36 protein-coding genes are annotated in these 22,211 nt (G+C 66.4%); 6 read left to right on the plus strand and 30 right to left on the minus strand.

What is annotated here, in order from left to right:
• Positions 1 to 179 precede the first annotated feature (179 nt).
• The 23 genes from ACFWHU_RS28465 to rpsJ all read right to left on the minus strand — a co-directional run bounded on the left by ACFWHU_RS28465 (position 180) and on the right by rpsJ (position 12,215).
• Positions 180 to 842: an adenylate kinase gene (locus ACFWHU_RS28465; protein WP_385791591.1), complete on the minus strand. Its 663-nt coding sequence runs from the start codon at positions 840 to 842 to the stop codon at positions 180 to 182.
• The gene (gene secY / locus ACFWHU_RS28470) at positions 842 to 2,161 is read right to left on the minus strand and encodes a preprotein translocase subunit SecY (RefSeq protein WP_078075536.1); all 1,320 of its coding nucleotides are present in this window, start codon (positions 2,159 to 2,161) and stop codon (positions 842 to 844) included. The genes ACFWHU_RS28465 and secY overlap by 1 nt, the downstream gene beginning before the upstream one ends.
• 266 nt (positions 2,162 to 2,427) lie before the next feature.
• Positions 2,428 to 2,883, minus strand: a complete 456-nt coding sequence (gene rplO / locus ACFWHU_RS28475) for a 50S ribosomal protein L15 (protein WP_381904640.1) — start codon at positions 2,881 to 2,883, stop codon at positions 2,428 to 2,430.
• Between the two features lies 1 nt (position 2,884).
• On the minus strand, positions 2,885 to 3,067 hold the full coding sequence (rpmD, locus tag ACFWHU_RS28480; RefSeq protein WP_041985698.1) for a 50S ribosomal protein L30: 183 nt from the start codon (positions 3,065 to 3,067) through the stop codon (positions 2,885 to 2,887).
• Positions 3,067 to 3,669 (minus strand): 30S ribosomal protein S5, encoded by a 603-nt coding sequence (gene rpsE / locus ACFWHU_RS28485; RefSeq protein WP_078075538.1) that lies wholly within the window; start codon positions 3,667 to 3,669, stop codon positions 3,067 to 3,069. The genes rpmD and rpsE overlap by 1 nt, the downstream gene beginning before the upstream one ends.
• Before the next feature lie 46 nt (positions 3,670 to 3,715).
• Complete coding sequence (gene rplR, locus ACFWHU_RS28490) at positions 3,716 to 4,099, minus strand: 50S ribosomal protein L18 (protein WP_078075539.1); 384 nt, start codon at positions 4,097 to 4,099, stop codon at positions 3,716 to 3,718.
• Between the two features lie 2 nt (positions 4,100 to 4,101).
• The gene (rplF, locus tag ACFWHU_RS28495; protein WP_385791594.1) at positions 4,102 to 4,641 is read right to left on the minus strand and encodes a 50S ribosomal protein L6; all 540 of its coding nucleotides are present in this window, start codon (positions 4,639 to 4,641) and stop codon (positions 4,102 to 4,104) included.
• Between the two features lie 21 nt (positions 4,642 to 4,662).
• Positions 4,663 to 5,061, minus strand: a complete 399-nt coding sequence (rpsH, locus tag ACFWHU_RS28500) for a 30S ribosomal protein S8 (RefSeq protein WP_382561741.1) — start codon at positions 5,059 to 5,061, stop codon at positions 4,663 to 4,665.
• 289 nt (positions 5,062 to 5,350) lie between these two features.
• Positions 5,351 to 5,536 carry a type Z 30S ribosomal protein S14 gene (locus tag ACFWHU_RS28505; RefSeq protein WP_003948630.1) on the minus strand — a complete coding sequence of 62 codons (186 nt, stop codon included), beginning with the start codon at positions 5,534 to 5,536 and terminating at the stop codon, positions 5,351 to 5,353.
• Between the two features lie 2 nt (positions 5,537 to 5,538).
• Positions 5,539 to 6,096, minus strand: a complete 558-nt coding sequence (gene rplE / locus ACFWHU_RS28510) for a 50S ribosomal protein L5 (protein ID WP_023539334.1) — start codon at positions 6,094 to 6,096, stop codon at positions 5,539 to 5,541.
• The gene (rplX, locus tag ACFWHU_RS28515; protein WP_023539335.1) at positions 6,096 to 6,419 is read right to left on the minus strand and encodes a 50S ribosomal protein L24; all 324 of its coding nucleotides are present in this window, start codon (positions 6,417 to 6,419) and stop codon (positions 6,096 to 6,098) included. The genes rplE and rplX overlap by 1 nt, the downstream gene beginning before the upstream one ends.
• Before the next feature lie 2 nt (positions 6,420 to 6,421).
• Positions 6,422 to 6,790, minus strand: a complete 369-nt coding sequence (gene rplN, locus ACFWHU_RS28520) for a 50S ribosomal protein L14 (protein WP_023539336.1) — start codon at positions 6,788 to 6,790, stop codon at positions 6,422 to 6,424.
• Between the two features lie 117 nt (positions 6,791 to 6,907).
• Positions 6,908 to 7,198, minus strand: a complete 291-nt coding sequence (rpsQ, locus tag ACFWHU_RS28525) for a 30S ribosomal protein S17 (protein ID WP_078075544.1) — start codon at positions 7,196 to 7,198, stop codon at positions 6,908 to 6,910.
• A complete protein-coding gene (gene rpmC, locus ACFWHU_RS28530) occupies positions 7,198 to 7,422 on the minus strand; it encodes a 50S ribosomal protein L29 (RefSeq protein WP_078075545.1) in 225 nt (74 codons plus the stop codon). The genes rpsQ and rpmC overlap by 1 nt, the downstream gene beginning before the upstream one ends.
• Positions 7,422 to 7,841: a 50S ribosomal protein L16 gene (rplP, locus tag ACFWHU_RS28535; protein WP_023539339.1), complete on the minus strand. Its 420-nt coding sequence runs from the start codon at positions 7,839 to 7,841 to the stop codon at positions 7,422 to 7,424. The genes rpmC and rplP overlap by 1 nt, the downstream gene beginning before the upstream one ends.
• A 5-nt stretch (positions 7,842 to 7,846) precedes the next feature.
• A complete protein-coding gene (rpsC, locus tag ACFWHU_RS28540; protein WP_387228287.1) occupies positions 7,847 to 8,698 on the minus strand; it encodes a 30S ribosomal protein S3 in 852 nt (283 codons plus the stop codon).
• The gene (gene rplV, locus ACFWHU_RS28545; RefSeq protein WP_031230021.1) at positions 8,698 to 9,045 is read right to left on the minus strand and encodes a 50S ribosomal protein L22; all 348 of its coding nucleotides are present in this window, start codon (positions 9,043 to 9,045) and stop codon (positions 8,698 to 8,700) included. The genes rpsC and rplV overlap by 1 nt, the downstream gene beginning before the upstream one ends.
• Positions 9,046 to 9,088: 43 nt before the next feature.
• Positions 9,089 to 9,370, minus strand: a complete 282-nt coding sequence (rpsS, locus tag ACFWHU_RS28550) for a 30S ribosomal protein S19 (protein WP_023539342.1) — start codon at positions 9,368 to 9,370, stop codon at positions 9,089 to 9,091.
• Between the two features lie 12 nt (positions 9,371 to 9,382).
• Positions 9,383 to 10,219: a 50S ribosomal protein L2 gene (gene rplB / locus ACFWHU_RS28555; protein WP_023539343.1), complete on the minus strand. Its 837-nt coding sequence runs from the start codon at positions 10,217 to 10,219 to the stop codon at positions 9,383 to 9,385.
• Positions 10,220 to 10,266: 47 nt separating this feature from the next.
• Positions 10,267 to 10,584 (minus strand): 50S ribosomal protein L23, encoded by a 318-nt coding sequence (gene rplW, locus ACFWHU_RS28560; protein ID WP_078075546.1) that lies wholly within the window; start codon positions 10,582 to 10,584, stop codon positions 10,267 to 10,269.
• Complete coding sequence (gene rplD / locus ACFWHU_RS28565) at positions 10,584 to 11,243, minus strand: 50S ribosomal protein L4 (RefSeq protein ID WP_385791601.1); 660 nt, start codon at positions 11,241 to 11,243, stop codon at positions 10,584 to 10,586. Before rplD ends, rplW begins: the two co-directional genes overlap by 1 nt.
• A 4-nt stretch (positions 11,244 to 11,247) precedes the next feature.
• On the minus strand, positions 11,248 to 11,892 hold the full coding sequence (gene rplC, locus ACFWHU_RS28570; protein WP_381904643.1) for a 50S ribosomal protein L3: 645 nt from the start codon (positions 11,890 to 11,892) through the stop codon (positions 11,248 to 11,250).
• 14 nt (positions 11,893 to 11,906) lie between these two features.
• Positions 11,907 to 12,215, minus strand: coding sequence for a 30S ribosomal protein S10 (gene rpsJ / locus ACFWHU_RS28575; protein WP_003948644.1), 309 nt, complete (start codon positions 12,213 to 12,215; stop codon positions 11,907 to 11,909).
• A gap of 505 nt (positions 12,216 to 12,720) precedes the next feature.
• On the opposite strand from rpsJ, the gene ACFWHU_RS28580 reads away from it, so the two are divergent.
• Complete coding sequence (locus ACFWHU_RS28580) at positions 12,721 to 12,912, plus strand: DUF1059 domain-containing protein (protein ID WP_385791603.1); 192 nt, start codon at positions 12,721 to 12,723, stop codon at positions 12,910 to 12,912.
• 3 nt (positions 12,913 to 12,915) lie between these two features.
• Here the strand turns inward: ACFWHU_RS28580 and ACFWHU_RS28585 are convergent, their stop codons facing one another.
• The 3 genes from ACFWHU_RS28585 to ACFWHU_RS28595 are packed head-to-tail and all read right to left on the minus strand — an operon-like array spanning position 12,916 to position 14,188.
• Positions 12,916 to 13,101 (minus strand): DUF397 domain-containing protein, encoded by a 186-nt coding sequence (locus ACFWHU_RS28585; RefSeq protein WP_387228292.1) that lies wholly within the window; start codon positions 13,099 to 13,101, stop codon positions 12,916 to 12,918.
• Between the two features lie 5 nt (positions 13,102 to 13,106).
• A complete protein-coding gene (locus ACFWHU_RS28590) occupies positions 13,107 to 13,316 on the minus strand; it encodes a DUF397 domain-containing protein (RefSeq protein WP_387228294.1) in 210 nt (69 codons plus the stop codon).
• Positions 13,313 to 14,188 (minus strand): helix-turn-helix domain-containing protein, encoded by an 876-nt coding sequence (locus tag ACFWHU_RS28595; protein WP_387228296.1) that lies wholly within the window; start codon positions 14,186 to 14,188, stop codon positions 13,313 to 13,315. Before ACFWHU_RS28595 ends, ACFWHU_RS28590 begins: the two co-directional genes overlap by 4 nt.
• Positions 14,189 to 14,320: 132 nt before the next feature.
• On the opposite strand from ACFWHU_RS28595, the gene ACFWHU_RS28600 reads away from it, so the two are divergent.
• From ACFWHU_RS28600 to ACFWHU_RS28620, 5 genes are all read left to right on the plus strand, one after another.
• On the plus strand, positions 14,321 to 14,791 hold the full coding sequence (locus tag ACFWHU_RS28600) for an ATP-binding protein (protein ID WP_387228298.1): 471 nt from the start codon (positions 14,321 to 14,323) through the stop codon (positions 14,789 to 14,791).
• A gap of 94 nt (positions 14,792 to 14,885) precedes the next feature.
• Positions 14,886 to 15,782, plus strand: a complete 897-nt coding sequence (locus ACFWHU_RS28605) for a hypothetical protein (protein ID WP_387228300.1) — start codon at positions 14,886 to 14,888, stop codon at positions 15,780 to 15,782.
• 34 nt (positions 15,783 to 15,816) lie between these two features.
• Positions 15,817 to 16,044: a hypothetical protein gene (locus ACFWHU_RS28610; protein ID WP_387228302.1), complete on the plus strand. Its 228-nt coding sequence runs from the start codon at positions 15,817 to 15,819 to the stop codon at positions 16,042 to 16,044.
• Between the two features lie 312 nt (positions 16,045 to 16,356).
• A complete protein-coding gene (locus tag ACFWHU_RS28615) occupies positions 16,357 to 18,048 on the plus strand; it encodes a methyltransferase domain-containing protein (RefSeq protein ID WP_387228304.1) in 1,692 nt (563 codons plus the stop codon).
• Positions 18,049 to 18,180: 132 nt separating this feature from the next.
• The gene (locus tag ACFWHU_RS28620) at positions 18,181 to 19,479 is read left to right on the plus strand and encodes a HEAT repeat domain-containing protein (RefSeq protein ID WP_387228306.1); all 1,299 of its coding nucleotides are present in this window, start codon (positions 18,181 to 18,183) and stop codon (positions 19,477 to 19,479) included.
• Between the two features lie 150 nt (positions 19,480 to 19,629).
• Here the strand turns inward: ACFWHU_RS28620 and ACFWHU_RS28625 are convergent, their stop codons facing one another.
• The 4 genes from ACFWHU_RS28625 to ACFWHU_RS28640 all read right to left on the minus strand — a co-directional run bounded on the left by ACFWHU_RS28625 (position 19,630) and on the right by ACFWHU_RS28640 (position 21,918).
• Complete coding sequence (locus tag ACFWHU_RS28625; RefSeq protein WP_385791617.1) at positions 19,630 to 19,896, minus strand: hypothetical protein; 267 nt, start codon at positions 19,894 to 19,896, stop codon at positions 19,630 to 19,632.
• A gap of 50 nt (positions 19,897 to 19,946) precedes the next feature.
• Positions 19,947 to 20,534, minus strand: a complete 588-nt coding sequence (locus ACFWHU_RS28630) for a hypothetical protein (protein ID WP_387228308.1) — start codon at positions 20,532 to 20,534, stop codon at positions 19,947 to 19,949.
• Between the two features lie 109 nt (positions 20,535 to 20,643).
• Positions 20,644 to 21,312 carry a GPP34 family phosphoprotein gene (locus ACFWHU_RS28635; protein ID WP_387228310.1) on the minus strand — a complete coding sequence of 223 codons (669 nt, stop codon included), beginning with the start codon at positions 21,310 to 21,312 and terminating at the stop codon, positions 20,644 to 20,646.
• A gap of 132 nt (positions 21,313 to 21,444) precedes the next feature.
• On the minus strand, positions 21,445 to 21,918 hold the full coding sequence (locus ACFWHU_RS28640; RefSeq protein WP_387228311.1) for an NUDIX hydrolase: 474 nt from the start codon (positions 21,916 to 21,918) through the stop codon (positions 21,445 to 21,447).
• Between the last annotated feature and the right edge of the window lie 293 nt (positions 21,919 to 22,211).

The raw sequence follows: 22,211 nt of genomic DNA on the forward strand, positions 1-22,211 counted from the left end.
ACTCGGTCGATGAAACGCTGTCGCCCCGGCGGCGTCCGCCGGGACATCTACGGTAGTCCCCGGACAGCAGTACGGCCGTGGTGCCCCTCGGGGCGCCCCGGCCGTATCACTGTGCCGTGCTGGGTGGTGCTGGTGGTACGGGTCCTGCGTCTTGCGGGTGGTGGGTGAACCGGACCGGCCTAGGCCGCCCGGCCGCCCTCCTCAAGGGCCGCCATCGCGCGCTTGGTCACCTCGGCGACCTTGCCCAGCGCGGAGATGGTGACCACGAGCCCCTGCTCACGGTAGTGGTCGATGATCGGCTCGGTCTGCGTGTGGTAGACCTCCAGCCGGGTGCGGACCGTTTCCTCCGAGTCGTCGTCCCGCTGATACAGCTCGCCACCACACTCGTCGCACACACCCTGCTTCTTCGGCGGGCTGTATGTGAGGTGGAAGACATGCGAGCTGTCGTTGCGGCAGGTACGCCGACCGGCGATCCGCTTGACCACCTCGTCCTCGTCGACCTCCAGGTCCAGCACGGCGTCCAGGTGCAACCCCTCGGCCGTGAGCGCCTTGTCGAGCGCCTCGGCCTGGAAGACGTTGCGGGGAAAGCCGTCCAGAAGGAAGCCGTTCTCGGCGTCCGGCTGCCCCATCCGATCCAGCGCCATCCCGATGGTGACCTCGTCGGGGACCAGGTCCCCTTTGACGATGTAGCTCTTCGCCTGCTTGCCGAGGTCGGTGCCCTGGCTGATGTTGGCGCGGAAGAGGTCACCGGTGGAGATGTGCGGAATGGAGAGGTTCTGGGCGAGGTACGCAGCCTGCGTTCCCTTGCCGGCACCGGGCGGTCCGACGAGGACGATTCGCATCAGCGGAGGAACCCTTCGTAATTACGCTGCTGGAGCTGGCTCTCGATCTGCTTCACGGTCTCCAGACCCACACCCACGATGATCAGGATGCTTGTCCCGCCGAACGGGAAGTTCTGGTTCGCGCCGCCGAAGCCTGCCAACGCCATCGTTGGGACAAGAGCGATCAACCCCAGGTACAGCGAGCCCGGCCAAGTGATCCGGTTGAGTACGTAACTCAGATACTCGGCAGTAGGTCGACCTGCCCGGATGCCCGGGATGAAGCCACCATACTTCTTCATGTTGTCCGCGACTTCTTCGGGGTTGAACGTGATGGCCACGTAGAAGAAGGCGAAGAACACGACCAGCACGAAGTAGGTCGCGATGTAGTACGGATGGTCACCCTTGATGAAGTGGGCTTCGATCCACGTCTTCCAGCCGGACTGCGAACTGGAGAACTGCGCGATCAGCGCCGGGATGTAGAGCAGCGACGACGCGAAGATGACGGGAATCACACCCGCCTGGTTGACCTTGAGCGGAATGTACGTGGACGTACCGCCGTAGGACCTGCGGCCGATCATCCGCTTCGCGTACTGGACGGGGATCCGGCGCTGCGCCTGCTCGACGAAGACGACGAGACCCACCATCACGAAGCCGATCAGAATGACCGTGCCGAACTCGATCCAGCCCTGAGCGAGCTTGCCGCTCTCCTTGATGGCCCACAGCGCGCCCGGGAACCCGGCGGCGATGGAGATGAACATCAGGATGGACATGCCGTTGCCGATGCCCTTGTCGGTGATCATCTCACCGAGCCACATGACGGCGGCCGTACCGGCGGTCATCGTGATGACCATCGTGACGGTGATGAAGATCGACTGGTCGGGAACGATCTCCGAGGCGACCGGGCAGCCGCTGAAGAGCGCGCCGCTGCGGGCGGTGGCCACCAGACCGGTGCCCTGGAGCACCGCGAGGGCGACTGTCAGGTATCGGGTGTACTGAGTGATCTTGGCCTGGCCGGACTGCCCTTCCTTCTTGAGGGCTTCGAGTCGGGGGATGACCACAGTCAGCAGCTGCAGGATGATGCTTGCCGTGATGTACGGCATGATGCCGAGCGCGAAGATCGTAATCTGCAGCAGCGCTCCGCCGCTGAACATGTTCACCAAGCCGAACAGGCTGTTATTGCCCTTCTGGGCTGCATCGACGCACGTCTGGACATTCTCGTAGCTGACGCCCGGTACGGGGATATGTGCCCCGAACCGGTACAGCACGATGATGAACAGCGTGAAGAGCAGCTTCTTGCGCAGGTCGGGCGTCTTGAACGCCCGGGCGAACGCGGTGAGCACGGTGCCTCCTGCGACCCCCGCGCTCGCGCGTCAAGGGTGACGGTCTTGAGGATCGACGGATACATATCAGGCAAAAAGCCACGCGACCACCCCTGCGGACAGTCCGCGTGGCTCGGGGTCCGGGGGCGGACCCCCGGGTTCAATACAGCAACAGTGCACGCCACCTTACCGGCGTACCTGCCCCCCTAGGAACGACCAACCGGGGATGCCCCTTATGAGAGGCATCCCCGGTTGGGTGTTCAGTCCATCAACTTGTCCGAGTCGTCTCAGACGAGCTCGGTGACGGAGCCGCCGGCGGCGGCAATCTTCTCCTTGGCGGAGCCGGAAGCGGCGTCAACCGAAACCGTCACCGCTACGGAGATCTCGCCCTGGCCCAGGACCTTGACGAGGCTGTTCTTACGGACCGCACCCTTGTCGACCAGATCGGCCACAGTGACCTCGCCACCCTGCGGGTAGAGCTCGGCCAGCTTGTCCAGGTTCACGACCTGGTACTCGGTACGGAACGGGTTCTTGAAGCCCTTCAGCTTCGGCAGTCGCATGTGGAGGGGCATCTGCCCGCCCTCGAAGCGTGCCGGAACCTGGTAACGGGCCTTCGTACCCTTGGTGCCACGACCGGCCGTCTTACCCTTGGACGCCTCGCCACGGCCCACACGGGTCTTGGCGGTCTTGGCTCCCGGGGCGGGACGGAGGTTGTGGACCTTCAGCGGCTTCTGCTCCGCCATGTCAGTCGACCTCCTCAACCGTCACGAGGTGCCGCACGGTGTTCGCCATGCCGCGGAACTCGGGACGATCCTCCTTGACAACCACGTCGTTGAGCCGCTTGAGGCCCAGCGAACGAAGGGTGTCGCGGTGGTTCTGCTTGCTGCCGATGTACGACTTCGTCTGCGTGATCTTGAGACGGGCCATCAGGCACCCGCTCCCGCACGCGCACGAAGCAGAGCCGCGGGGGCGACGTCCTCGAGGGGCAGACCGCGGCGGGCCGCGATCTCCTCGGGACGCTGCAGGCCCTGGAGGGCCGCCACGGTCGCGTGCACGATGTTGATCGGGTTCGACGAACCGAGCGACTTCGACAGGATGTCGTGGACGCCGGCGCACTCGAGCACCGCACGCACCGGGCCACCGGCGATGACGCCGGTACCGGGGGACGCGGGCTTGAGCAGGACGACGCCCGCCGCCTTCTCACCCTGGATCGGGTGCGGGATGGTGCCCTGGATACGGGGGACCTTGAAGAAGTGCTTCTTGGCCTCCTCAACACCCTTGGCGATGGCGGCCGGCACCTCCTTGGCCTTGCCGTAACCGACACCTACGGTGCCGTCACCGTCGCCCACCACGACCAGCGCGGTGAAGCTGAAGCGACGACCACCCTTGACGACCTTGGCAACGCGGTTGATCGCGACGACACGCTCGACGTACGCGGTCTTCTCGGCAGCACCGCCACCGTCACGGCCCTTCCGGTCCCGCCGCTCGCCGCCACCGGCACCGCTTCCGCGGCGCTGGGGTCCAGCCATTGGAATTACCTCTCTCTGTTACGTCCGCTAGCTCCGGAACCGGGGCTTAGAACTTCAGCCCGGCTTCACGGGCGGCGTCAGCCAGAGCGGCAATCCGCCCGGCGTACTGGTTGCCACCACGGTCGAACACGACAGCCTCGACGCCGGCGGCCTTGGCGCGCTCGGCGACCAGGGCACCGACCTGCTGTGCCTGGGCGCTCTTGTCACCCTCGCCACTGCGGATCGACGTGTCCAGGCTCGACGCCGAAGCGAGCGTGTGGCCCGCGATGTCGTCGATGACCTGAGCCACCATATGGCGGTTGGAACGCGTCACAACGAGGCGGGGGCGCGCTACCGTGCCCGAGACCTTCTTGCGTACGCGGATGTGACGGCGCTTGATGGCAGCGGCCTTGTAGGCCTTGCCCTTGGCGATCTTTACACCGTATGCCATGGCTACTTACCCGCCTTTCCGACCTTGCGGCGGATGACCTCGCCGGCGTACTTGACGCCCTTGGCCTTGTACGGGTCGGGCTTCCGCAGCTTGCGGATGTTCGCCGCGACCTCGCCGACCTTCTGCTTGTCGATGCCCTCGACACTGAGCTTCGTCGGGGACTCGACCTTGAAGGTGATGCCCTCGGGGGCCTCGACGACGATCGGGTGGCTGTATCCGAGCGCGAACTCCAGGTTGGAGCCCTTCGCCTGGACGCGGTAACCGACACCGCTGATCTCGAGCGCCTTGGTGTATCCCTGGGTCACACCGGTGATCATGTTCGCCACCAGCGTGCGGGACAGGCCGTGCAGGGCCTTGTTCTGACGCTCGTCGTTCGGACGCAGCACCTTGAGGGTGCCGTCATCGTCCTTGGAGACCTCGATCGGCGCTGCGACGGTGTGCGTGAGGGAACCCTTGGGGCCCTTCACCGCGACCGTACGGCCGTCGATGGTGACGTCCACACCGGTGGGAACCTGGATGGGGAGCTTGCCGATTCGCGACATGAGCTTTTCCTCCGTTCCCGACTACCAGACGTAGGCGAGGACTTCCCCACCTACGCCCTTCTTGCCTGCCTGCTGGCCGGTCAGAAGACCGTGGGACGTGGAGATGATCGCCACGCCCAGGCCGCCGAGCACCTTGGGCAGGTTGGTGGACTTGGCATACACGCGCAGACCCGGCTTCGAGATGCGCTTGATGCCTGCGATCGAACGCTCGCGGTTCGGGCCGAACTTCAGCTCGAGGGTCAGCTTCTTGCCGACCTCGGCGTCCTCGACCTTCCAGCCGGTGATGAAGCCCTCCTGCTGGAGGATCTCCGCGATGTGCGACTTGATCTTGCTGTGCGGCATCACGACATCGTCGTGGTATGCCGAGTTCGCGTTACGCAGACGGGTCAGCATGTCTGCGATGGGATCAGTCATGGTCATGAATTGGCCTTCGGCCTCTCTCGCCGGGGTTTCCTGTATGCGCCATCCCTCTCCCCACTCGGTGGCGGGACGGGTGCGGTGCGGGGACCTACGGCGTAGTAAGCATTGCTTAGCGGGCTGCGCCCGCATGCGTTACGGGCGGCGAACGCCCAACCCTCCAAGCCTACGGCATGGAGAGAGGGCTTTCGCCGACCAGTTACTTACCGAGAGCGCCTGGTTGATTCCGATCCAATTCGCCGGCCGTGGGCCGCCCTTGAGGGGCGGTGGTCGGACGACGGGTGGGCGGGAATTACCAGGAGCTCTTGGTGACGCCCGGCAGCTCGCCGCGGTGTGCCATCTCACGAAGGCACACACGGCAGAGGCCGAACTTGCGGTAGACGGAGTGGGGGCGCCCGCAGCGCTGGCAGCGGGTGTAACCGCGCACGCCGAACTTCGGCTTGCGGGCGGCCTTAGCGATCAGAGCCTTCTTCGCCACGGTCAGTTCTCCTTGAACGGGAAGCCGAGGTGACGAAGGAGGGCACGACCCTCGTCGTCGTTGGTCGCCGTGGTGACCACGGTGATGTCCATGCCCCGGACCCGGTCGATCTTGTCCTGGTCGATCTCGTGGAACATGACCTGCTCCGTGAGACCGAAGGTGTAGTTGCCACGGCCGTCGAACTGCTTGGGCGACAGGCCGCGGAAGTCACGGATACGCGGCAGCGCGAGCGACAGCGTACGGTCCAGGAACTCCCACATACGGTCACCGCGGAGGGTGACGTGGCAGCCGATCGGCTGCCCCTCGCGCAGCTTGAACTGCGCGATCGACTTGCGGGCCTTGGTGACGGCCGGCTTCTGACCGGTGATCGTGGTGAGGTCCTTGATGGCACCCTCGATCAGCTTGGAGTCGCGGGCGGCGTCGCCCACACCCATGTTGACCACGATCTTGACGAGACCGGGGACCTGCATGACGTTCTCCAGGGAGAACTCCTCACGCAGCTTGCCGGCGATCTCCTCGCGGTAGCGCAGCTTCAGACGCGGTGCGGTTGTGGTCGTCATCAGATGTCCTCACCGGTCCGCTTGGCAACGCGGATCTTGTTGCCCTCGTCGTCAAAGCGGTAGCCGACGCGGGTAACGACCTTCTTGCCGTCCTTCTCCACGACCAGCTGAACATTGCTGATGTGAACAGGGGCTTCGGTCGTCACGATGCCACCGGTCTGCGAACCACGTGCGGTCTGGCCGGCCTTGGTGTGCTTCTTGACCCGGTTGACACCCTCGACGAGAACGCGGTCCTGCGTGGGGTAGGCCACGATGACCTTGCCCTGCTTGCCCTTGTCCTTACCGGTGATGACCTGAACCAGGTCGCCCTTCTTGATCTTCATGCTTACAGCACCTCCGGCGCGAGCGAGATGATCTTCATGAACTTCTTCTCGCGCAGCTCACGGCCCACCGGGCCGAAGATACGGGTGCCACGAGGGTCGCCGTCGTTCTTCAGAATGACGGCGGCGTTCTCGTCGAAGCGGATGTACGAGCCGTCCTGGCGGCGGCGCTCCTTCACGGTGCGAACGATGACCGCCTTGATGACGTCACCCTTCTTCACGTTGCCACCGGGGATCGCGTCCTTGACGGTGGCGACGATGACGTCACCGATACCCGCGTAGCGGCGACCCGAGCCACCGAGAACACGGATGCAAAGGATCTCCTTGGCACCAGTGTTGTCGGCGACACGCAGTCGCGACTCCTGCTGGATCACGTCTATCTCCTGATCGTCTGCCGGTTCCCGGTGGGGGCCGTGACGTACGTACGGCCCCCACCGAGCCTGGCGGAACTACTCCTAGGGAATGCCCTGGGAGGGATTACCTGGCCTGGATTACTTGGCCTTCTCAAGGATCTCGACGATGCGCCAGCGCTTCGTCGCGGACAGCGGCCGGGTCTCCATGAGGAGGACACGGTCGCCGATCCCGGCGGCGTTCTGCTCGTCGTGAGCCTTGAGCTTGTTCGTACGGCGGATGACCTTGCCGTACAGGGCGTGCTTCACGCGGTCCTCGACAGCGACGACGACGGTCTTGTCCATCTTGTCGCTGACGACGAGACCCTCGCGGGTCTTACGGAAGCCGCGCTCGCTCTTCTCGGTCGTCTCAGTCACGTTGCTCTCAGTCATCAGGCGCTCTCCACCGTCTCGATGCCCAGCTCGCGCTCACGCATCAGGGTGTAGATCCGCGCGATGTCCTTCCGGACCAGCTTCAGCCGGCCGTGGTTCTCGAGCTGACCGGTCGCCGCCTGGAAGCGGAGGTTGAACAGCTCTTCCTTGGCCTCGCGAAGCTTGGCGACAAGCTCCTCGCCACCCAGTTCACGCAGCTCGGACGCCTTGGTAACGGCCGCCATCACGACTCACCTGCCTCGCGCCGAACGATGCGGCACTTCATCGGAAGCTTGTGGGCGGCGCGGGTGAGCGCCTCCTTGGCAACCTTCTCGTTCGGGTAGGACAGCTCGAACATCACCCGACCGGGCTTGACGTTCGCGATCCACCACTCGGGAGAACCCTTACCGGAACCCATGCGGGTCTCGGCGGGCTTCTTCGTGAGGGGACGGTCCGGGTAAATGTTGATCCAGACCTTGCCGCCACGCTTGATGTGGCGGGTCATCGCGATACGAGCGGCCTCGATCTGACGGTTCGTCACGTATGCCGGGGTCAGCGCCTGGATGCCGTACTCGCCGAACGCAACCTGCGTGCCACCCTTGGACATTCCGCTGCGCTTCGGGTGGTGCTGCTTGCGGTGCTTGACCCTACGGGGGATCAGCATTTCGGTCAGGCCTCCGTTCCGCCGGTAGAAGTGGGCGCGGCCTCCGCGGCCGGAGCAGCCGTAGCCTCGGCCTTGGGGGCCTCGGTGCCGGGAGCCTGCTGCGGCTTGCGGCCACCGCGACCGCCACGCTCGCCACCGCGGCCACCGCGGCCGGCGGGACGGTCGTTGCCGCCACCACGGGCCGGACGGTTGCCCGCGCGCGCCGCGGCGTTCTCGGCGCGCACCTCGGCGATGTTCTTGACGTCGCCCTTGTAGATCCAGACCTTCACACCGATACGGCCGAAGGTCGTCTTGGCCTCGAAGAAGCCGTAGTCGACGTTGGCCCGGAGCGTGTGCAGGGGCACGCGGCCCTCGCGGTAGAACTCCGAGCGCGACATCTCGGCGCCGCCGAGGCGGCCACCGCACTGGATCTTGATGCCCTTGGCGCCGGCCTTCATCGTCGACTGCATGCTCTTACGCATGGCGCGACGGAAGGAGACACGCGAGGACAGCTGCTCGGCGACGGCCTGGGCCACCAGCTGAGCGTCCACCTCGGGGTTCTTGACCTCGAGGATGTTCAGCTGGACCTGCTTGCCGGTCAGCTTCTCCAGCTCGCCGCGGATGCGGTCGGCCTCGGCGCCGCGGCGGCCGATGACGATGCCCGGACGTGCGGTGTGGATGTCGACGCGGACGCGGTCACGGGTGCGCTCGATCTCCACCTTGGAGATACCGGCACGCTCCATCCCCTTCGTCATCATGCGACGAATGGCGACGTCTTCCTTGACGTAGTCCGCGTACAGCTTGTCGGCGTACCAGCGGGACTTGAAGTCCGTGGTGATACCGAGCCGGAACCCATGCGGGTTAACCTTCTGGCCCATTACCGGGTTCCTTCCTTGCTGCTGACGACCACGGTGATGTGGCTGGTCCGCTTACGGATCCGGTAGGCGCGACCCTGGGCGCGCGGCCGGAACCGCTTGAGGGTCGGACCCTCGTCCACGTACGCCTCGCTGATGATCAGCGAAGTGGCGTCTGGGTGGTCGTAGTTGTGCGCGGCGTTGGCAATGGCGCTGTCAAGCACCTTGCCTACCGGCACGCTCGCGGCCTGCGGGGCGAAACGCAGGACCGCCTGAGCCTCCGTGGCATCCATGCCACGGATGAGGTCCACCACGCGGCGGGCCTTCATGGGCGTGACGCGGATGTACCGCGCCTGGGCCCTGGCTTCCATGGTTGTCCCTTCGGTGTGAGTCATAGTCGTTTCCACCCCGCCGTTAGCGGCGCTTCGACTTCCGGTCGTCCTTGACGTGGCCGCGGAAGGTGCGAGTCGGCGAGAACTCGCCGAGCTTGTGGCCGACCATCGACTCGGTGACGAACACCGGGACGTGGATCTTGCCGTTGTGCACCGCGATGGTGTGGCCCAGCATTGCCGGGATGATCATCGAGCGACGGGACCAGGTCTTGATGACGTTCTTGGTGCCAGCTTCGTTCTGGACGTCCACCTTCTTGATGAGGTGGCCGTCGACGAAGGGCCCCTTCTTGAGACTGCGCGGCATCTAAACCCGCTCCTAGCGCTTCTTGTTCGTCTTGCGGCGGCGGACGATGTACTTGTTGCTCGCCTTCTTCGGCGAACGCGTACGACCTTCCTTCTGACCCCACGGGCTGACCGGGTGGCGACCACCTGAAGTCTTGCCCTCACCACCACCGTGCGGGTGGTCAACGGGGTTCATGGCGACACCGCGGACGGTCGGGCGGACGCCCTTCCAGCGCATGCGGCCGGCCTTGCCCCAGTTGATGTTCGACTGCTCGGCGTTACCGACCTCGCCGATGGTGGCGCGGCAGCGGACGTCGACCAGCCGGATCTCTCCGGACGGCATACGAAGGTGGGCCATGGAGCCCTCCTTCGCCAGCAGCTGTACGGAAGTGCCCGCGGAACGGGCGAACTTCGCGCCGCCGCCGGGACGCAGCTCGATGGCGTGGATGGTCGTACCGACCGGGATGTTGCGCAGCGCCAGGTTGTTGCCGGGCTTGATGTCGGCGGACGGGCCGTTCTCGACACGGCTGCCCTGCGTCAGACCACGCGGCGCGAGAATGTAGCGCTTCTCGCCGTCCGCGTAGTGCAGGAGCGCGATGCGCGCGGTGCGGTTCGGGTCGTACTCGATGTGCGCGACCTTGGCCGGCACGCCGTCCTTGTCGTGACGACGAAAATCAATCAAACGGAAAGCGCGCTTGTGGCCGCCTCCCTGGTGGCGAACGGTCACACGACCGGCGTTGTTACGGCCGCCCTTGCTGTGCAGGGGGCGGACCAGCGACTTCTCCGGCGTGGACCGCGTGATCTCTACGAAGTCGGCGACGCTGGAGCCACGACGGCCCGGGGTCGTCGGCTTGTACTTGCGGATACCCATTTCTCAGTCCTCGGAATATTCCGGACTTCGATTCGATCCGACTTCCGTTAGGAAGTCGGGCCGCCGAAGATGTCGATACGGTCGCCCTCGGCGAGGGTCACGATGGCGCGCTTGGTGTCCGAGCGCTTGCCGAAACCGGTGCGGGTGCGCTTGCGCTTGCCCTGCCGGTTGATCGTGTTGACCCCGGTGACCTTGACCGAGAAGACCGCTTCCACGGCCTGCTTGATCTGGGTCTTGTTGGAGCCGGGCGCGACGATGAACGTGTACTTGTTCTCGTCGAGCAGCGCGTAGCTCTTCTCGGAAACCACGGGCTTGACGAGAACGTCACGCGGGTCCGTGAAGGTCTTGCTGGTGATCTCGGCCATCAGGCTTCGCTCCCCTCGGTCTCGGCAGTCTGTCGCGCAGCCCCGCCGGACACGAAGGACTCGAAGGCGGCCTTGGTGAAGACCACGTCGTCGGAGACAAGCACGTCGTACGTGTTGAGCTGTCCCGGGTCCAGCAGGTGGACCTCGGGGAGGTTGCGCGCGGACAGCCACGCGGCCTCGTCGCTCCGCTCGACGACCAGGAGCACGTGCTTGCGCTCACTGACCTTGCCGAGCAGGGACTTGGCGGCCTTGGTGGACGCCGCGCCCTCGACCACGTCGGAGACGACGTGGATACGAGCGTTGCGGGCCCGGTCCGAGAGGGCCCCGCGCAGGGCGGCGACCTTCATCTTCTTCGGGGTCCGCTGCGAGTAGTCACGCGGGGTGGGGCCGTGTACGACGCCACCGCCGGCGAACTGCGGCGCACGGGTCGAACCCTGACGGGCGCGGCCGGTGCCCTTCTGGCGGTAAGGCTTCTTGCCACCACCACGGACCTCGCCACGGCGCTTGACCTTGTGCGTGCCCTGACGGGCGGCGGCCAGCTGCGCGACGACGACCTGGTGGATCAGCGGGATGCTGACCTTGGCGTCGAAGATCTCGGCCGGGAGCTCAACGGTCCCGGACTTGTCGCCCGAGGGCGACATGATGTCGATGGTGCTCATGGCTTCAGGCCCCCTTCGCCGCGGTGCGGACCAGGACAAGGCCGCCGTTCGGACCGGGGACCGCGCCCTTGATGAGGAGCAGGCCCTTCTCCGCGTCAACGGCGTGGACGGTCAGGTTCTGAGTGGTGATCCGCTCGTTGCCCATCCGGCCGGCCATCCGCATGCCCTTGAACACACGGCCCGGGGTGGCACAGCCACCGATGGAGCCGGGGGAGCGGTGCTTGCGCTGGGTTCCGTGACCGGCGCCCAGTCCCTTGAAGTTGTGACGCTTCATGACACCGGCGAAGCCCTTGCCCTTGCTCTTGCCCGTGACGTCAACCTTGACGCCGGACTCGAACACAGCGGCGGTGACCTCCTGGCCGAGCGTGTACTCGGACGCGTCGGAGGTGCGGAGCTCCACCAGGTGGCGGCGGGGGGTCACGTCGGCCTTGGCGAAGTGGCCCTTGAGGGGCTTGTTCACCTTGCGCGGGTCGATCTCGCCGAAGGCGATCTGGACCGACTCGTAGCCGTCGGAGTCATTCGTACGGACCTGGGTTACAACGCAGGGTCCGGCCTTGACCACGGTCACCGGGACGACACGGTTGTTCTCGTCCCAGACCTGGGTCATGCCGAGCTTCTCGCCCAGGACACCCTTGATCTGCTTTGCCATCTCTTCCGCGCCTCTCAGAGCTTGATCTCGATGTCGACGCCCGCCGGAAGGTCCAGGCGCATCAACGAGTCAACGGTCTTGGGCGTCGGGTCGAGGATGTCGATCAGGCGCTTGTGCGTGCGCATCTCGAAGTGCTCGCGCGAGTCCTTGTACTTGTGCGGCGACTTGATGACGCAGTACACGTTCTTCTCAGTGGGCAGCGGCACCGGGCCCGCGACCGACGCACCAGTGCGAGTCACCGTCTCGACGATCTTCTTCGCCGAAGAGTCGATGACCTCGTGGTCGTAGGCCTTGAGCCGGATGCGGATCTTCTGTCCCGCCATGGCTACTCAGTAGTCCTGTTCTCTCGAAACGCTCTGGCCCCCTGGTGGGGTGTGCGCCATGTGTCCACGCACTGCTTGTCTCCGACCCACGCGGTCGGGCGTGTCGCATTCCCTTTACCTAGAGATCCCGAAGGATTTCCCTGCCAAGGGGTGCGGGCCTGAAACCGCGAGTCCGGGGACGAACGCCCACCGGGTGCCTGGCCGGTACCGCACTGACACTTCCCGGAAGATTCCCGTACGTCCGTCCCAGCGCTGCCGTGAGAGGCAGATGGGCCGACGAGTACTGTGGGACTCGCTTCCGGTCCTCCCGGCGGGAGGCGCGCAGCATCGGCACTCAACCGAGCAACCTGAGCAGTGTGCCATATGGCCTGGAGCCCTGGCCAATCGCGGCCGGAGAGCGTACCCCACGGGGTGACGGGCGAACCCTGGGGCTGACGCGGGGCCCGCGTGAACCATGGCCATAGCCACCCGAACGGGAGGATACTGGTACATGGAGGTGTGGATCATGCGCAAAGTAGTCGATTGCCGTGACATGCCGAGCGAGACGAACTGCACCCTCGCCATCACCGGCGAGGAGGATGAGGTCGTCCGCGCCGCGAGCGAACACGCGGTATCGGCACACGGCCACGAGAACACGGCGGAACTACGGGCCCAGATCCGGTCCAACCTGAAGGACGAGATGCCGCAGCACGCGTGACGCTCAGCGCTGAGCGGTATGGGCGACGAATCCGGCCCACGCGGCGAGGCGGACAGTCAGGCGTGGGCCGTGGGGGTTCTTGGAGTCACGGACGTGAACCGTGACGGGGGTGGCGGCGACCTCGACGCAGTCGTTGCCGTCGCTGCTGTCGCTGTAGCTGCTCTTGAACCACGCCGGCTCGGGGAGCACGGCTGTCAGCGCTCCGACGCGTACGACACGAAGCGCGCCCACGCGGTGGGTGAGAGGCCGAGGCGGGGGCCTTGGAGGTTCTTGGAGTCACGGACGAGCACGGCGGTGGCGGTGGTGGCCACCTCGACGCAGTCGTTGGGGTTGCTGCTGTCGCTGTAGCTGCTCTTGAACCACGCCAGTTCGTTCGCGTCCTCGGCTGAGGTGCTGCGGATCATGTCTCCCCTAGGGCTTCCTCGATGAAGGCCTGAGACTCACGCGCGTTAAGAGCCTCGGCCCGGATGATGCCATAACGCAGTTCCAAGATCCTTAGTTGCCTCGGATCGGAGACAGGTCGGCCACCGAACTCCTCATCAGTGCGTCCGACCGACGTGCCATCCCCGAACTTGAGCACTTGGATCCGCCCGCTCGTCCCGGGATGATCCCCATGAGCGGTCGGCATCACCTGGATCTCGACGTTGCGCAACTGCCCTACTTGCAGCAGGTGTTGGAGCTGCCTGCGCAACACCATTTTGCCACCCACTGGGCGGCGGAGCGTGACCTCTTCTTGGACAAAACTCAACTCGGGGCCCGGCGAACGGTCGAGGATGGAACGCCGGGCCATTCGCGCCGCAACTGCCTGCGCCAATTCGCCGTCCGACAGTGCGGGCCTCCTCGTAGAGAGCAGCGCACGCGCGTACTCCTCCGTCTGAAGCAGACCGTGCAGGTTGTGGCTGCCGTACGACAACAGCTCAACTGCCCTGGCCTCCATCCGCGCCATATCCCGAACGCGCTTCGGGTAGCGGACCTCCGCCACGTCCTCCTTCATCGCGGAGATCAATCCACCTGCCCGCAGGATCTTGTCCGCCTTGTCCAGGAACTCAGGGCGGGGAATCCGCGTGCCCGACTCGACCTTGTAGACCAGGTCCTCGCCGTAGCCGATCGCCTGGCCGAACTCCGCCGCCCGCATGCCGGCCGCCTCGCGGCGCATCCGTAGCTGCCTGCCGACCGTCGCGACGACCGCCGCGCCCGATTCGTCGTCGGGGTCGACCTCCCAACCCGGCTCGTCCGTCTCGGTCCTGGGCTCCGTACCGTCCGTGTCCACGCTCATCGCACACCCGCCTCCTTGGTACCGCTGTCCCCTCCGGACAGGCTGGACAGCACTGGACAAGCCCCGGACAGTCACCGTACGTACCGGAGTCATCACTGGTCAGCGTATGCACGGACCGCCACGCTGAGTGACGTGAATCAAGAAATCACCCAACTCGGTCTTTCGGACCGCCACTTCGGCGTACTCCTGTCACCCACGCCACGCGGCGCCCGTCTCGCCCGACGGCTCACCACCGCGCATCTGCTCGCCTGGGACCTGCCGCCCCGGACGATCGAGACGGCGGAACAGGTGACCGCCGAGCTGGCGACGAACGCGGCCACGCACGGACGGCTGTCCGGGCGGGACTTCCTGCTGGAGCTGTGCAGGACGGACGACGGGCGGGTTCTCCGCATCGAGGTGACCGACACCCGAGGCGACCGTCTCCCCGGACTCGACCCCCAACCTCCGCCCCCGGACGCCGAGTCGGGCAGAGGGCTGCTGCTGGTCGACGTGCTGGCGGACCGGTGGGGGGTGACGCCGGGGCCGGTGCCGCGCAAGACGGTGTGGGCGGAGCTGGACCTCGTACGGCCGCCCTCACCCTTGCGGGTGAATATGCCCAACTGAGCTACGGACAGGGCGGATTGTCTGCTTATGCTCAACGGGATCGAAGCCATGGCATGTGCCAGAGGCAAACTCCACTCACCCCACGGGAACCCGCATGGTCAGCTCGCCCCATGAGGCGATGCATCGCATCTTTCAGGAGCATCCGGGACTGTTCTCCCGCGTCTCCGAGGTGCTGGGTGTCACCTTCTCCCCGCCCACCTCGGTCACGATCCTGCCGACCGACCTCACCGAGTCCCGACCGGTGGAGCGCCGGCTGGACACGCTCCTGCGTCTGGACACCGAGGACGACCAGCCCTTACTTCTCGCCGTCGAGGCACAGGGAAAGAAGGACTTGGACAAGCACGCCAGTTGGTCGTACTACCTGTCGTACCTGTACGCGAAATACAGAGTGCCGCCGGTGCTCCTGGTCGTATGCCAGGACCGCGCGACGGCGGAATGGGCGACCCGCCCGGTGCATATCGGGCCCAGGCAGTGGGCGTCGCTCACGCTGCGCCCGCTCGTCGTGGGGCCGCACAACATGCCGCTGATCACGAACACTGCCGAGGCGCGCAAGGACCTGGCGCTTGCCACCCTTTCGGCGATCACACACGCCGACGATCCGGACATCGGTGCCATACTGAAATCGCTGTCCGCCGCACTGCGGGAGGCGCCGGAATCTCTCACCGGCCCGCTCGTCGAACTCACCGCACAGGGCATGGGCAAGCGCCCAGCCGCACAACAGTGGAGGAACCTGGTGGCCGTGGACCTTTCTTTCTACACCTCGCCGCTCTCGGAAGAGATCCGCGAAGAGGCGCGGGCCAAAGCCCGGACCGAAGCCCGGGCCGAGACCCGGGCCGAGGACATCCTGCTGATCCTCGAGCAGCGCGGCATCGACATCTCGGACGACGCTCGCGAGCGCGTCACGAGCTGCGAGGATTCCGATTCCCTGAGGGAGTGGTTCCTGCGCTCCATCACCGCGTCCTCCGTCGAGGAGATCTTCGCGGGTGAGTAGTCCCGCCCCCCGAGATGGGCATGTGAGGGTTCACATGCCCATCGCTCTCTACACGTCCTTCATCGCGGAGGAGATCCGGGAAGAGGGCCGGGCAGAGGGCCGGGCCAGAGACATCCTCCTCGTCCTGGAAGTCCGAGGCATCGCGGTCTCCGACGACGTCCGGGAACGCATTGGCAGTTGCCGGGACTCCGCCCTCATGAAGTCATGGTTCGAGCATGCCGTCACGGCCGACTCCGCCGAGGAGATCTTCGAAACGACGTAGCCCGCCCGGTGCGGGGGGCCTCGCGGTGCCCCCTCGGCCGGCCGGACACCATCGACGGCCCAGTTGGGTATTTGGCATCCGATATAGGAAAAAGCTGGGACTCCTGCCGCCCAAAGAATCTCAGGGCGGAAAAACGCTGGCCGGCGCGGCGATTCCCGTCGACTTCGCCTATGTATACGAACTTCGGACGCTTAGAACTCTCCGCCCTGGACAGTGATGCGCTCAGACCGTGCGGTTCCTGAGGCAGTCGCCCGAGCCGTGCGGGGCTGCCGCGCCGGGCGTGATTCCCCGCAACCGAAGGGTTCCACCACTGTGCCACCGGCTCAAGAGTTCGGCGACAACCCTGTTGGAGTACGAGAAACCGGGCACTACACAGAGGAATACGTTCCCAGCTTCGTCGAGAAGTGGGACTCGCTCATAGACTGGGAGAAGAGGGCGGAGAGCGAGGGAAATTTCTTCATCGACCTGCTGCGCAAGCGGGGAGTGAAGAGCGTGCTCGACGTCGCGACGGGGACCGGATTTCACTCCGTGCGGCTGCTGTCGGCCGGATTCGAAACAGTAAGCGCGGACGGCAGCGCGGAAATGCTGGCGATGGCCTTCGAGAACGGCACCAAGCAGGGTGGTCATATCCTGCGCGTCGTACAGGCGGACTGGCGCTGGCTCAACAGGGACGTCCACGGCGAGTACGACGCCATCGTCTGCCTCGGCAACTCGTTCACACATCTCTTCTCGGAGCGCGACCGGCGCAAGGCGCTGGCCGAATTCTACGCGATGCTCAAGCACGACGGAATCCTCGTTCTGGACCAGCGCAATTACGATGCGATTCTGGACGACGGGTACACGAGCAAGCACACGTATTACTACTGCGGTGACGACGTCACCGTGGAGCCGGAGTACGTAGACGAGGGTCTGTGCCGAATGCGGTACAGCTTCGCGGACGACTCGGTCTATCACCTCAATATGTTCCCGCTGCGCAAGGAGTACGCTCGTCGACTCATGTCCGACGTGGGCTTTCAGCGCATCGAGACTTACGGTGACTTCCAGCACACCTACCGGGGCGAGGAGCCCGACTTCCTCGTACATGTGGCGGAGAAGGAATATCGGATGGACGACGCGGAGGAAGCGCGATACTCCGGCGCGGTCAATACCGCCCGCAGTTACTACAACTCGTCCGACGCCGATACCTTCTACGCCACGGTGTGGGGCGGCGAGGACATCCATATCGGCCTCTACGAGAGCCCTGGGGAGCCCATCGCGGACGCCAGCGCGCGCACCGTCCGGCGGATGGCCTCGAAGCTGGAGCCGACGCTGACACCGGAGTCCGTGGTGCTCGACCTCGGATCGGGCTACGGCGGTTCGGCACGGTATCTGGCTGAGACGTACGGCTGCCGGGTCCTCGCGCTCAACCTCAGCGAGGTGGAGAACCGGCGCCACAGGGAGCTGAACTCGGCCCGCGCTCTCACCGGCAGGATCGAGGTCGTGGACGGGTCCTTCGAGGACATCCCGTACCCGGACTCCTCGGTGGATGTCGTCTGGTCCCAGGACGCGTTCCTGCACAGCGGGAACCGCGTCCAGGTGCTGGCGGAGATCGCGCGGGTGCTGCGGCCCGGAGGCCGGCTCATCTTCACCGATCCGATGGCGGCGGACGGCTGCCCCGCCGGCGTCCTTCAGCCGATCCTCGACCGTATTCACCTGGACGACATGGGCTCGCCCGCCTTCTACACACGCGAGCTGACCCGGCTCGGCTTCTCCCCCGTCGACGGCGGCTTCGAGGAGCACCGCGGGCAGTTGGTGACCCACTACGCGCGCGTCCTTGAGGAGACGGGGCGTCAGGAGGCCGAAGGGCTGGCCAGGAAGGTCAGCCACGACTACCTCGCCCAGATGAAGAAGGGCCTCGGCCACTGGATCGACGGCGGCCGCAGGGAGCACATCACCTGGGGCGTCTTCCACTTCGAACTGGGGGACGACGGCGGCGCCTCCCCGAGCGGCGTGAACCCGGAGTAGCCCGCTCGCGCTGACACACCCGGCAGGGCCGGCCGCACCCCGCGGCCGGCCCTGCCTCGCGACACGGACTGTCAGTGCCGTGCACCACCATGGGTTCTTGGAACAGCGCTCGCGCCCGAGAAGGAGACCGTGGTGGATGCGATCAAGGCCCTTGCCGACCCCGGCCTGCGCGAGGCGGCGCGGGACGAACTGGCCGCGAGGGGCAGCGCGGCGGTGGGGTCGCTGCTCGACGAGTTGCTGGACGCGAACTCGCCGGTCCCGCACGGGCAGATCGAGTTCGTGCTGACCGAGCGGATCGGACCGGTCGCCTTCGACGAGGTGCTGACGGCGCTGGCCGCGACCGAGGACGAGGAGTCGCGCCGCCGTGTCAGCCGCGTGTTCACCTCCTTCCGCGCGGTCGACCGTTACGTCGAGGCGCTGTCGCACCCCTTCGCCGAGGTACGGAACTCCGCCGCGTACGGAATCCAGAGCGCCTGCTCGGTGGCCTTCGGCCGGGAGCCGAATCCCGATGTGGACTACGCCCTGGTGATCGACGCGTTGACTCCCTTGCTCGCGGATCCGGACCCGGAGGTCGCCCAGCGGGCCGAGTGGGTGCTGACGATGCTCGGCCCCGGTGTCGTGGAACGCATGCGCGAGGTACGCGTTCATGGACCCGCGAATCTGCGGTCGCGCGCCCTGTCCGTCCTCGCGTCGGTCGGCGGCGAGGAGGCCCTGTCGCCGGCGGACCGTGCCGCCGTGGAGCGGCTGATCCGTATCAAGGCGCTGGACGACCAGGCGCTGCCCCTGGACACCTGCTTCACCTCCTGGATAGCCGTCCCCACCGGCGATCAGCAGGGGATCGTGGAGGCGCTCGACCTCTTCGAGGCGCGGCCCGCGACGTTCGGGCTGGGCCTGAGCGTCGGGATGCACGACAGTCACGACGGCGCCGAGTACGGCAGGGTCTACGTCACCCCGGAGGTCGACGGATGGACCTTGGTGGTCGGCCCCTGGTGCAATCCGGTCGATCCGGAGCGCGCGGATGACGTGCTGCGCGTCGTCACGGAGCTGAGCCGCCGATACCGCCGGGCCCAGGCGTACTACTTCGGCGAGCAGGGCGGCGGGTCGGGGTGGCTCGTCGTCGAGGACGAGACCGTCGTACGCCGCTTCGGCTCCTACTGGGACGACGACGGCGCGCGGTACACGGTGGGCGAGCCCCTGCCCGAGGAGCGGGCCGCCTGCGTCGAGGAGGGCATCACCCTGGGGGATGCCGGGGCCGACGACGAGGAGTGGACGGATCTCGCCGCGTATCTCGCGCCGCAGCTCGCGGATCAACTGGGCGTAAGTCCCCTGGACTTGGGCCCGCACAACACGGTGCGCGGGGTCGGGGCGGTGGCGCTCACCCCGTACGCCCGCGAACACGGAAGGCCGAACACGGGCGCGTACGCGATCTGACGCGCGGGCACGACGTCCAGTGAGAAGTGAGCGGCATGAGCATGGTGAAGAACATCGATCCCCGCGGCATGCGGCGTGCCGTGCCAGCCGCTGCGGGCCAGACGGGACTTTGAAGACACGGACTAAGGGCGTCGGTGGTGAGCCTCGCGGTCAGCCCACGCCGGGACCGGCCGGGCGCGCATCCGGTACGAACAGGCTCAACCGGTAGGTGGTCGGATACGTCAGCCGGCCGCACAGCGTGTCGATCCGGGCCGACTCCCAGTCGATCGGCTCGTCGGCGGTGCGGAGTTCATGGAGACGGGTACGCCACTCCGACTGGTCCTGGGTCTCGAAGACCACTTCCCAGCGCCCGGCCTCGTTCCCCCGGTCACGCCCCCGCGCCTGCCGCTCCCGCTTCCTCTTCCGCTGCCCCGGCACCACCCAAGCATGACCCGCCGACCCAACCCGAGCAAGGCGAAGGCCGCGTCTCAGCCCGGCCAAGTCGCCACAAGGTCCGCGTGGCCCGGGAAGTTGGGCCCGGGGACCGTGTCCTGAACCGGCCGGCCGTTGAGCCAGCAGATTTGGAAGGTGTCGCTCTCGGTGTCGAGCAGACAGCACACCCCGCCACTCGCGGAGGTGAGGCCGGTGAACACCTCTCTGACGGCCGAGGACCGCTCGAACATCCTGCTCATCCCCGAGGTGGCCGCGGTGAACTCCAGCCCGGCGTAGCCAGGGTGCTCCTCGGGCGCGAACCGCACCGTGAGGTAGATGTACCCGATCTGGACTCTCCCGAGCTCGTCGGGTTCGAGGCCACGGCCCTCCACGTACTCACGAACCGCGTCGTCCGCGCGGAACATGATGGAGGTGTCGAGTTCGAGCGTGCCGCTCGCGGAGCAGTCGACGGGCTCGCTCTTGAAGTTGGACGTGAACGGGACGGAGAGCCGGTGACCGCCGGGCAGGGTGAGCGCGAGCGGCGGTACCCGATCGGTTCGTGGCGCCAGCTCGGCCAGGGCGATCAGTGCCCGGCCGACGTTCTGTGCGGGCACGAATATCTCGTATCCGTAGTCGAGCCCCATACGCCCCACCCCCCTGTAGGTCGGACAGATCCTTCCATGGCATGCCTGCCGAGGGCTCCTGGGTTTTCCGCGAGCGGGGTCAGGTGGGCCGGGTCCCGACCCGAGGGCTCTAACTGGTGACCGCGATGACCGTCCCCACGGACGTCGCCGCCACGGTCCGCATCACCGCCGCGTTCACCGCCTCGGCGCCCCAACTGCCCTGCTCCAGCTCCTTCGCGCGCTTGTAGACCTTGCCCGACCACGGGATGGACCGGTGCAGGTTCGGCAGGGTGCCGCTCGCGAGCAGCAGTCCGATCAACGACGCCGTACGGGCATCGGGCTCCGCGCCGTCGACCAGGACGGCGCGGACCTTCTCCATGAGGGCCTTCTTGTGCCCGGTGTCCGCGGCCTTCGTCGCGGTCGTACGGAACAGCCCCAGCGTCTTCTTCGTCTCCTGGCGCAGCATGCCCCGCTCGACGAGCCGGTCGAGCACGGTCTCCCGCAACCCGGTGCCGATCTCGATGAGAAGGGTCTGCACACCTCGCTTCCGGTCGGCGACCTTCTCATGCGCGGCCCGGAGCACAGGATCCGCCGGCGGATCACCGGCGACGGCGTGCACCTTCAGACCGTTGAACCCCTGGTCGTTCTCGTCGACCCTGACGTACTTCCCGAGGCCGAGCTCCACGAGAACGGCGCCGCCGAGCGTGTAGTACAGCGTGCCCTCTCCCGCGATCGCACCGGAATCGTCGTCGAACATCAGGAGCAGCAGGTCTTCGACGATGAGCATCTCGTTCCGCATGGACTCTTTCCATCCGTTGGCATCGGGAGGGCCGTCAGGACCGGGCCCTGTGCCGCCAAGCTAGGCCGGAACGGACGGAGGGAGCAGTGGCGGCGTGTCATCACTGTTCATGACACATGTCATCCGTCGCCCTCAGTGCCGGACCAGGCCGCCGACCGCGACGGGAGCGACGTGGCCGGTCGCCGGAAGGGTCCGCGCCAGGGTCAGGCCGATGTCGACCAGCGATGACCGGCGCAGGCCGGCGACGTCGGGAATCGGAGTCCAGACCGACTCGGCGATCTCGCCGTTAGGCTCGGGCCGGAGCCGGCCACCGGTGATACGGACCTGGTAGAAGACGCCGACGTTCTGGTGTTCCGGTCCGCCGGGGACCGCGCGTTCGGCCGCGGGAATGATCCTTGAGTCCACGCCGAGCAGACGCTCGACCACCGCGTCACAGCCCGTCTCCTCGGCGACCTCCCGGATCACCGTGTCGAACGGATCCTCCCCGTGCTCGACCCTGCCACCCGGAAGGGTCCAGTTGCTCTCACCCTTCGGCGGTACGTGACGGGCGAGCAGCACCCGCCCGTCCTCGACACACACGGCGTAGGCCGCCAGCCGGAAACTCATCCGGAAACTCCCTACTGGGCGCGGTCTAGACCGGGTCGTGGCCACCGGATCGTGGCGGACCGCGACCCGGTGGGCCGCGACGTGGTAGACCGCGACGAGGCGGTCCGCGACGTAAAGAACCTTCAATGACTTGGAGAGCAGAAGACCCTTCCCAACCCCACCAGCCTCCCGTCACCCGCATGGGTGAACTCGTTCAACTGGGCTGGATTTCTTACGGGTTGGCGGGCATATGCTCGCGGCGACAGCTCAATACAGACAGCGGCCCCCGGCCGGGACTGGCATCCCGAACGAGG

This window comes from Streptomyces sp. NPDC060366 (assembly GCF_042725135.1).
GTDB lineage: Bacteria > Actinomycetota > Actinomycetes > Streptomycetales > Streptomycetaceae > Streptomyces.

What these genes read in the sequence shown, in the direction of transcription:
- ACFWHU_RS28630 (WP_387228308.1), bottom strand. Translation starts at nt 20,534, where the DNA reads ATGGGGCTCGACTACGGATACGAGATATTCGTGCCCGCACAGAACGTC.
- rpmC (WP_078075545.1), bottom strand. Translation starts at nt 7,422, where the DNA reads ATGGCGGCCGTTACCAAGGCGTCCGAGCTGCGTGAACTGGGTGGCGAG.
- rplR (WP_078075539.1), bottom strand. Translation starts at nt 4,099, where the DNA reads ATGGCATACGGTGTAAAGATCGCCAAGGGCAAGGCCTACAAGGCCGCT.
- ACFWHU_RS28595 (WP_387228296.1), bottom strand. Translation starts at nt 14,188, where the DNA reads ATGAGCGTGGACACGGACGGTACGGAGCCCAGGACCGAGACGGACGAG.
- rpsQ (WP_078075544.1), bottom strand. Translation starts at nt 7,198, where the DNA reads ATGACTGAGAGCAACGTGACTGAGACGACCGAGAAGAGCGAGCGCGGC.
- ACFWHU_RS28580 (WP_385791603.1), top strand. Translation starts at nt 12,721, where the DNA reads ATGCGCAAAGTAGTCGATTGCCGTGACATGCCGAGCGAGACGAACTGC.
- rpsJ (WP_003948644.1), bottom strand. Translation starts at nt 12,215, where the DNA reads ATGGCGGGACAGAAGATCCGCATCCGGCTCAAGGCCTACGACCACGAG.
- rplW (WP_078075546.1), bottom strand. Translation starts at nt 10,584, where the DNA reads ATGGCCGAGATCACCAGCAAGACCTTCACGGACCCGCGTGACGTTCTC.
- rpsS (WP_023539342.1), bottom strand. Translation starts at nt 9,370, where the DNA reads ATGCCGCGCAGTCTCAAGAAGGGGCCCTTCGTCGACGGCCACCTCATC.
- ACFWHU_RS28635 (WP_387228310.1), bottom strand. Translation starts at nt 21,312, where the DNA reads ATGCGGAACGAGATGCTCATCGTCGAAGACCTGCTGCTCCTGATGTTC.
- rplB (WP_023539343.1), bottom strand. Translation starts at nt 10,219, where the DNA reads ATGGGTATCCGCAAGTACAAGCCGACGACCCCGGGCCGTCGTGGCTCC.
- ACFWHU_RS28465 (WP_385791591.1), bottom strand. Translation starts at nt 842, where the DNA reads ATGCGAATCGTCCTCGTCGGACCGCCCGGTGCCGGCAAGGGAACGCAG.
- rplV (WP_031230021.1), bottom strand. Translation starts at nt 9,045, where the DNA reads ATGGAAGCCAGGGCCCAGGCGCGGTACATCCGCGTCACGCCCATGAAG.
- rplE (WP_023539334.1), bottom strand. Translation starts at nt 6,096, where the DNA reads ATGACGACCACAACCGCACCGCGTCTGAAGCTGCGCTACCGCGAGGAG.
- rplP (WP_023539339.1), bottom strand. Translation starts at nt 7,841, where the DNA reads ATGCTGATCCCCCGTAGGGTCAAGCACCGCAAGCAGCACCACCCGAAG.
- rplO (WP_381904640.1), bottom strand. Translation starts at nt 2,883, where the DNA reads ATGGCGGAGCAGAAGCCGCTGAAGGTCCACAACCTCCGTCCCGCCCCG.
- rplC (WP_381904643.1), bottom strand. Translation starts at nt 11,892, where the DNA reads ATGGCAAAGCAGATCAAGGGTGTCCTGGGCGAGAAGCTCGGCATGACC.
- rplD (WP_385791601.1), bottom strand. Translation starts at nt 11,243, where the DNA reads ATGAGCACCATCGACATCATGTCGCCCTCGGGCGACAAGTCCGGGACC.
- rplX (WP_023539335.1), bottom strand. Translation starts at nt 6,419, where the DNA reads ATGAAGATCAAGAAGGGCGACCTGGTTCAGGTCATCACCGGTAAGGAC.
- ACFWHU_RS28590 (WP_387228294.1), bottom strand. Translation starts at nt 13,316, where the DNA reads ATGATCCGCAGCACCTCAGCCGAGGACGCGAACGAACTGGCGTGGTTC.
- rpsC (WP_387228287.1), bottom strand. Translation starts at nt 8,698, where the DNA reads ATGGGCCAGAAGGTTAACCCGCATGGGTTCCGGCTCGGTATCACCACG.
- rpsE (WP_078075538.1), bottom strand. Translation starts at nt 3,669, where the DNA reads ATGGCTGGACCCCAGCGCCGCGGAAGCGGTGCCGGTGGCGGCGAGCGG.
- rpsH (WP_382561741.1), bottom strand. Translation starts at nt 5,061, where the DNA reads ATGACCATGACTGATCCCATCGCAGACATGCTGACCCGTCTGCGTAAC.
- rpmD (WP_041985698.1), bottom strand. Translation starts at nt 3,067, where the DNA reads ATGGCCCGTCTCAAGATCACGCAGACGAAGTCGTACATCGGCAGCAAG.
- ACFWHU_RS28640 (WP_387228311.1), bottom strand. Translation starts at nt 21,918, where the DNA reads ATGAGTTTCCGGCTGGCGGCCTACGCCGTGTGTGTCGAGGACGGGCGG.
- ACFWHU_RS28610 (WP_387228302.1), top strand. Translation starts at nt 15,817, where the DNA reads ATGCCCATCGCTCTCTACACGTCCTTCATCGCGGAGGAGATCCGGGAA.
- rplF (WP_385791594.1), bottom strand. Translation starts at nt 4,641, where the DNA reads ATGTCGCGAATCGGCAAGCTCCCCATCCAGGTTCCCACCGGTGTGGAC.
- ACFWHU_RS28605 (WP_387228300.1), top strand. Translation starts at nt 14,886, where the DNA reads ATGGTCAGCTCGCCCCATGAGGCGATGCATCGCATCTTTCAGGAGCAT.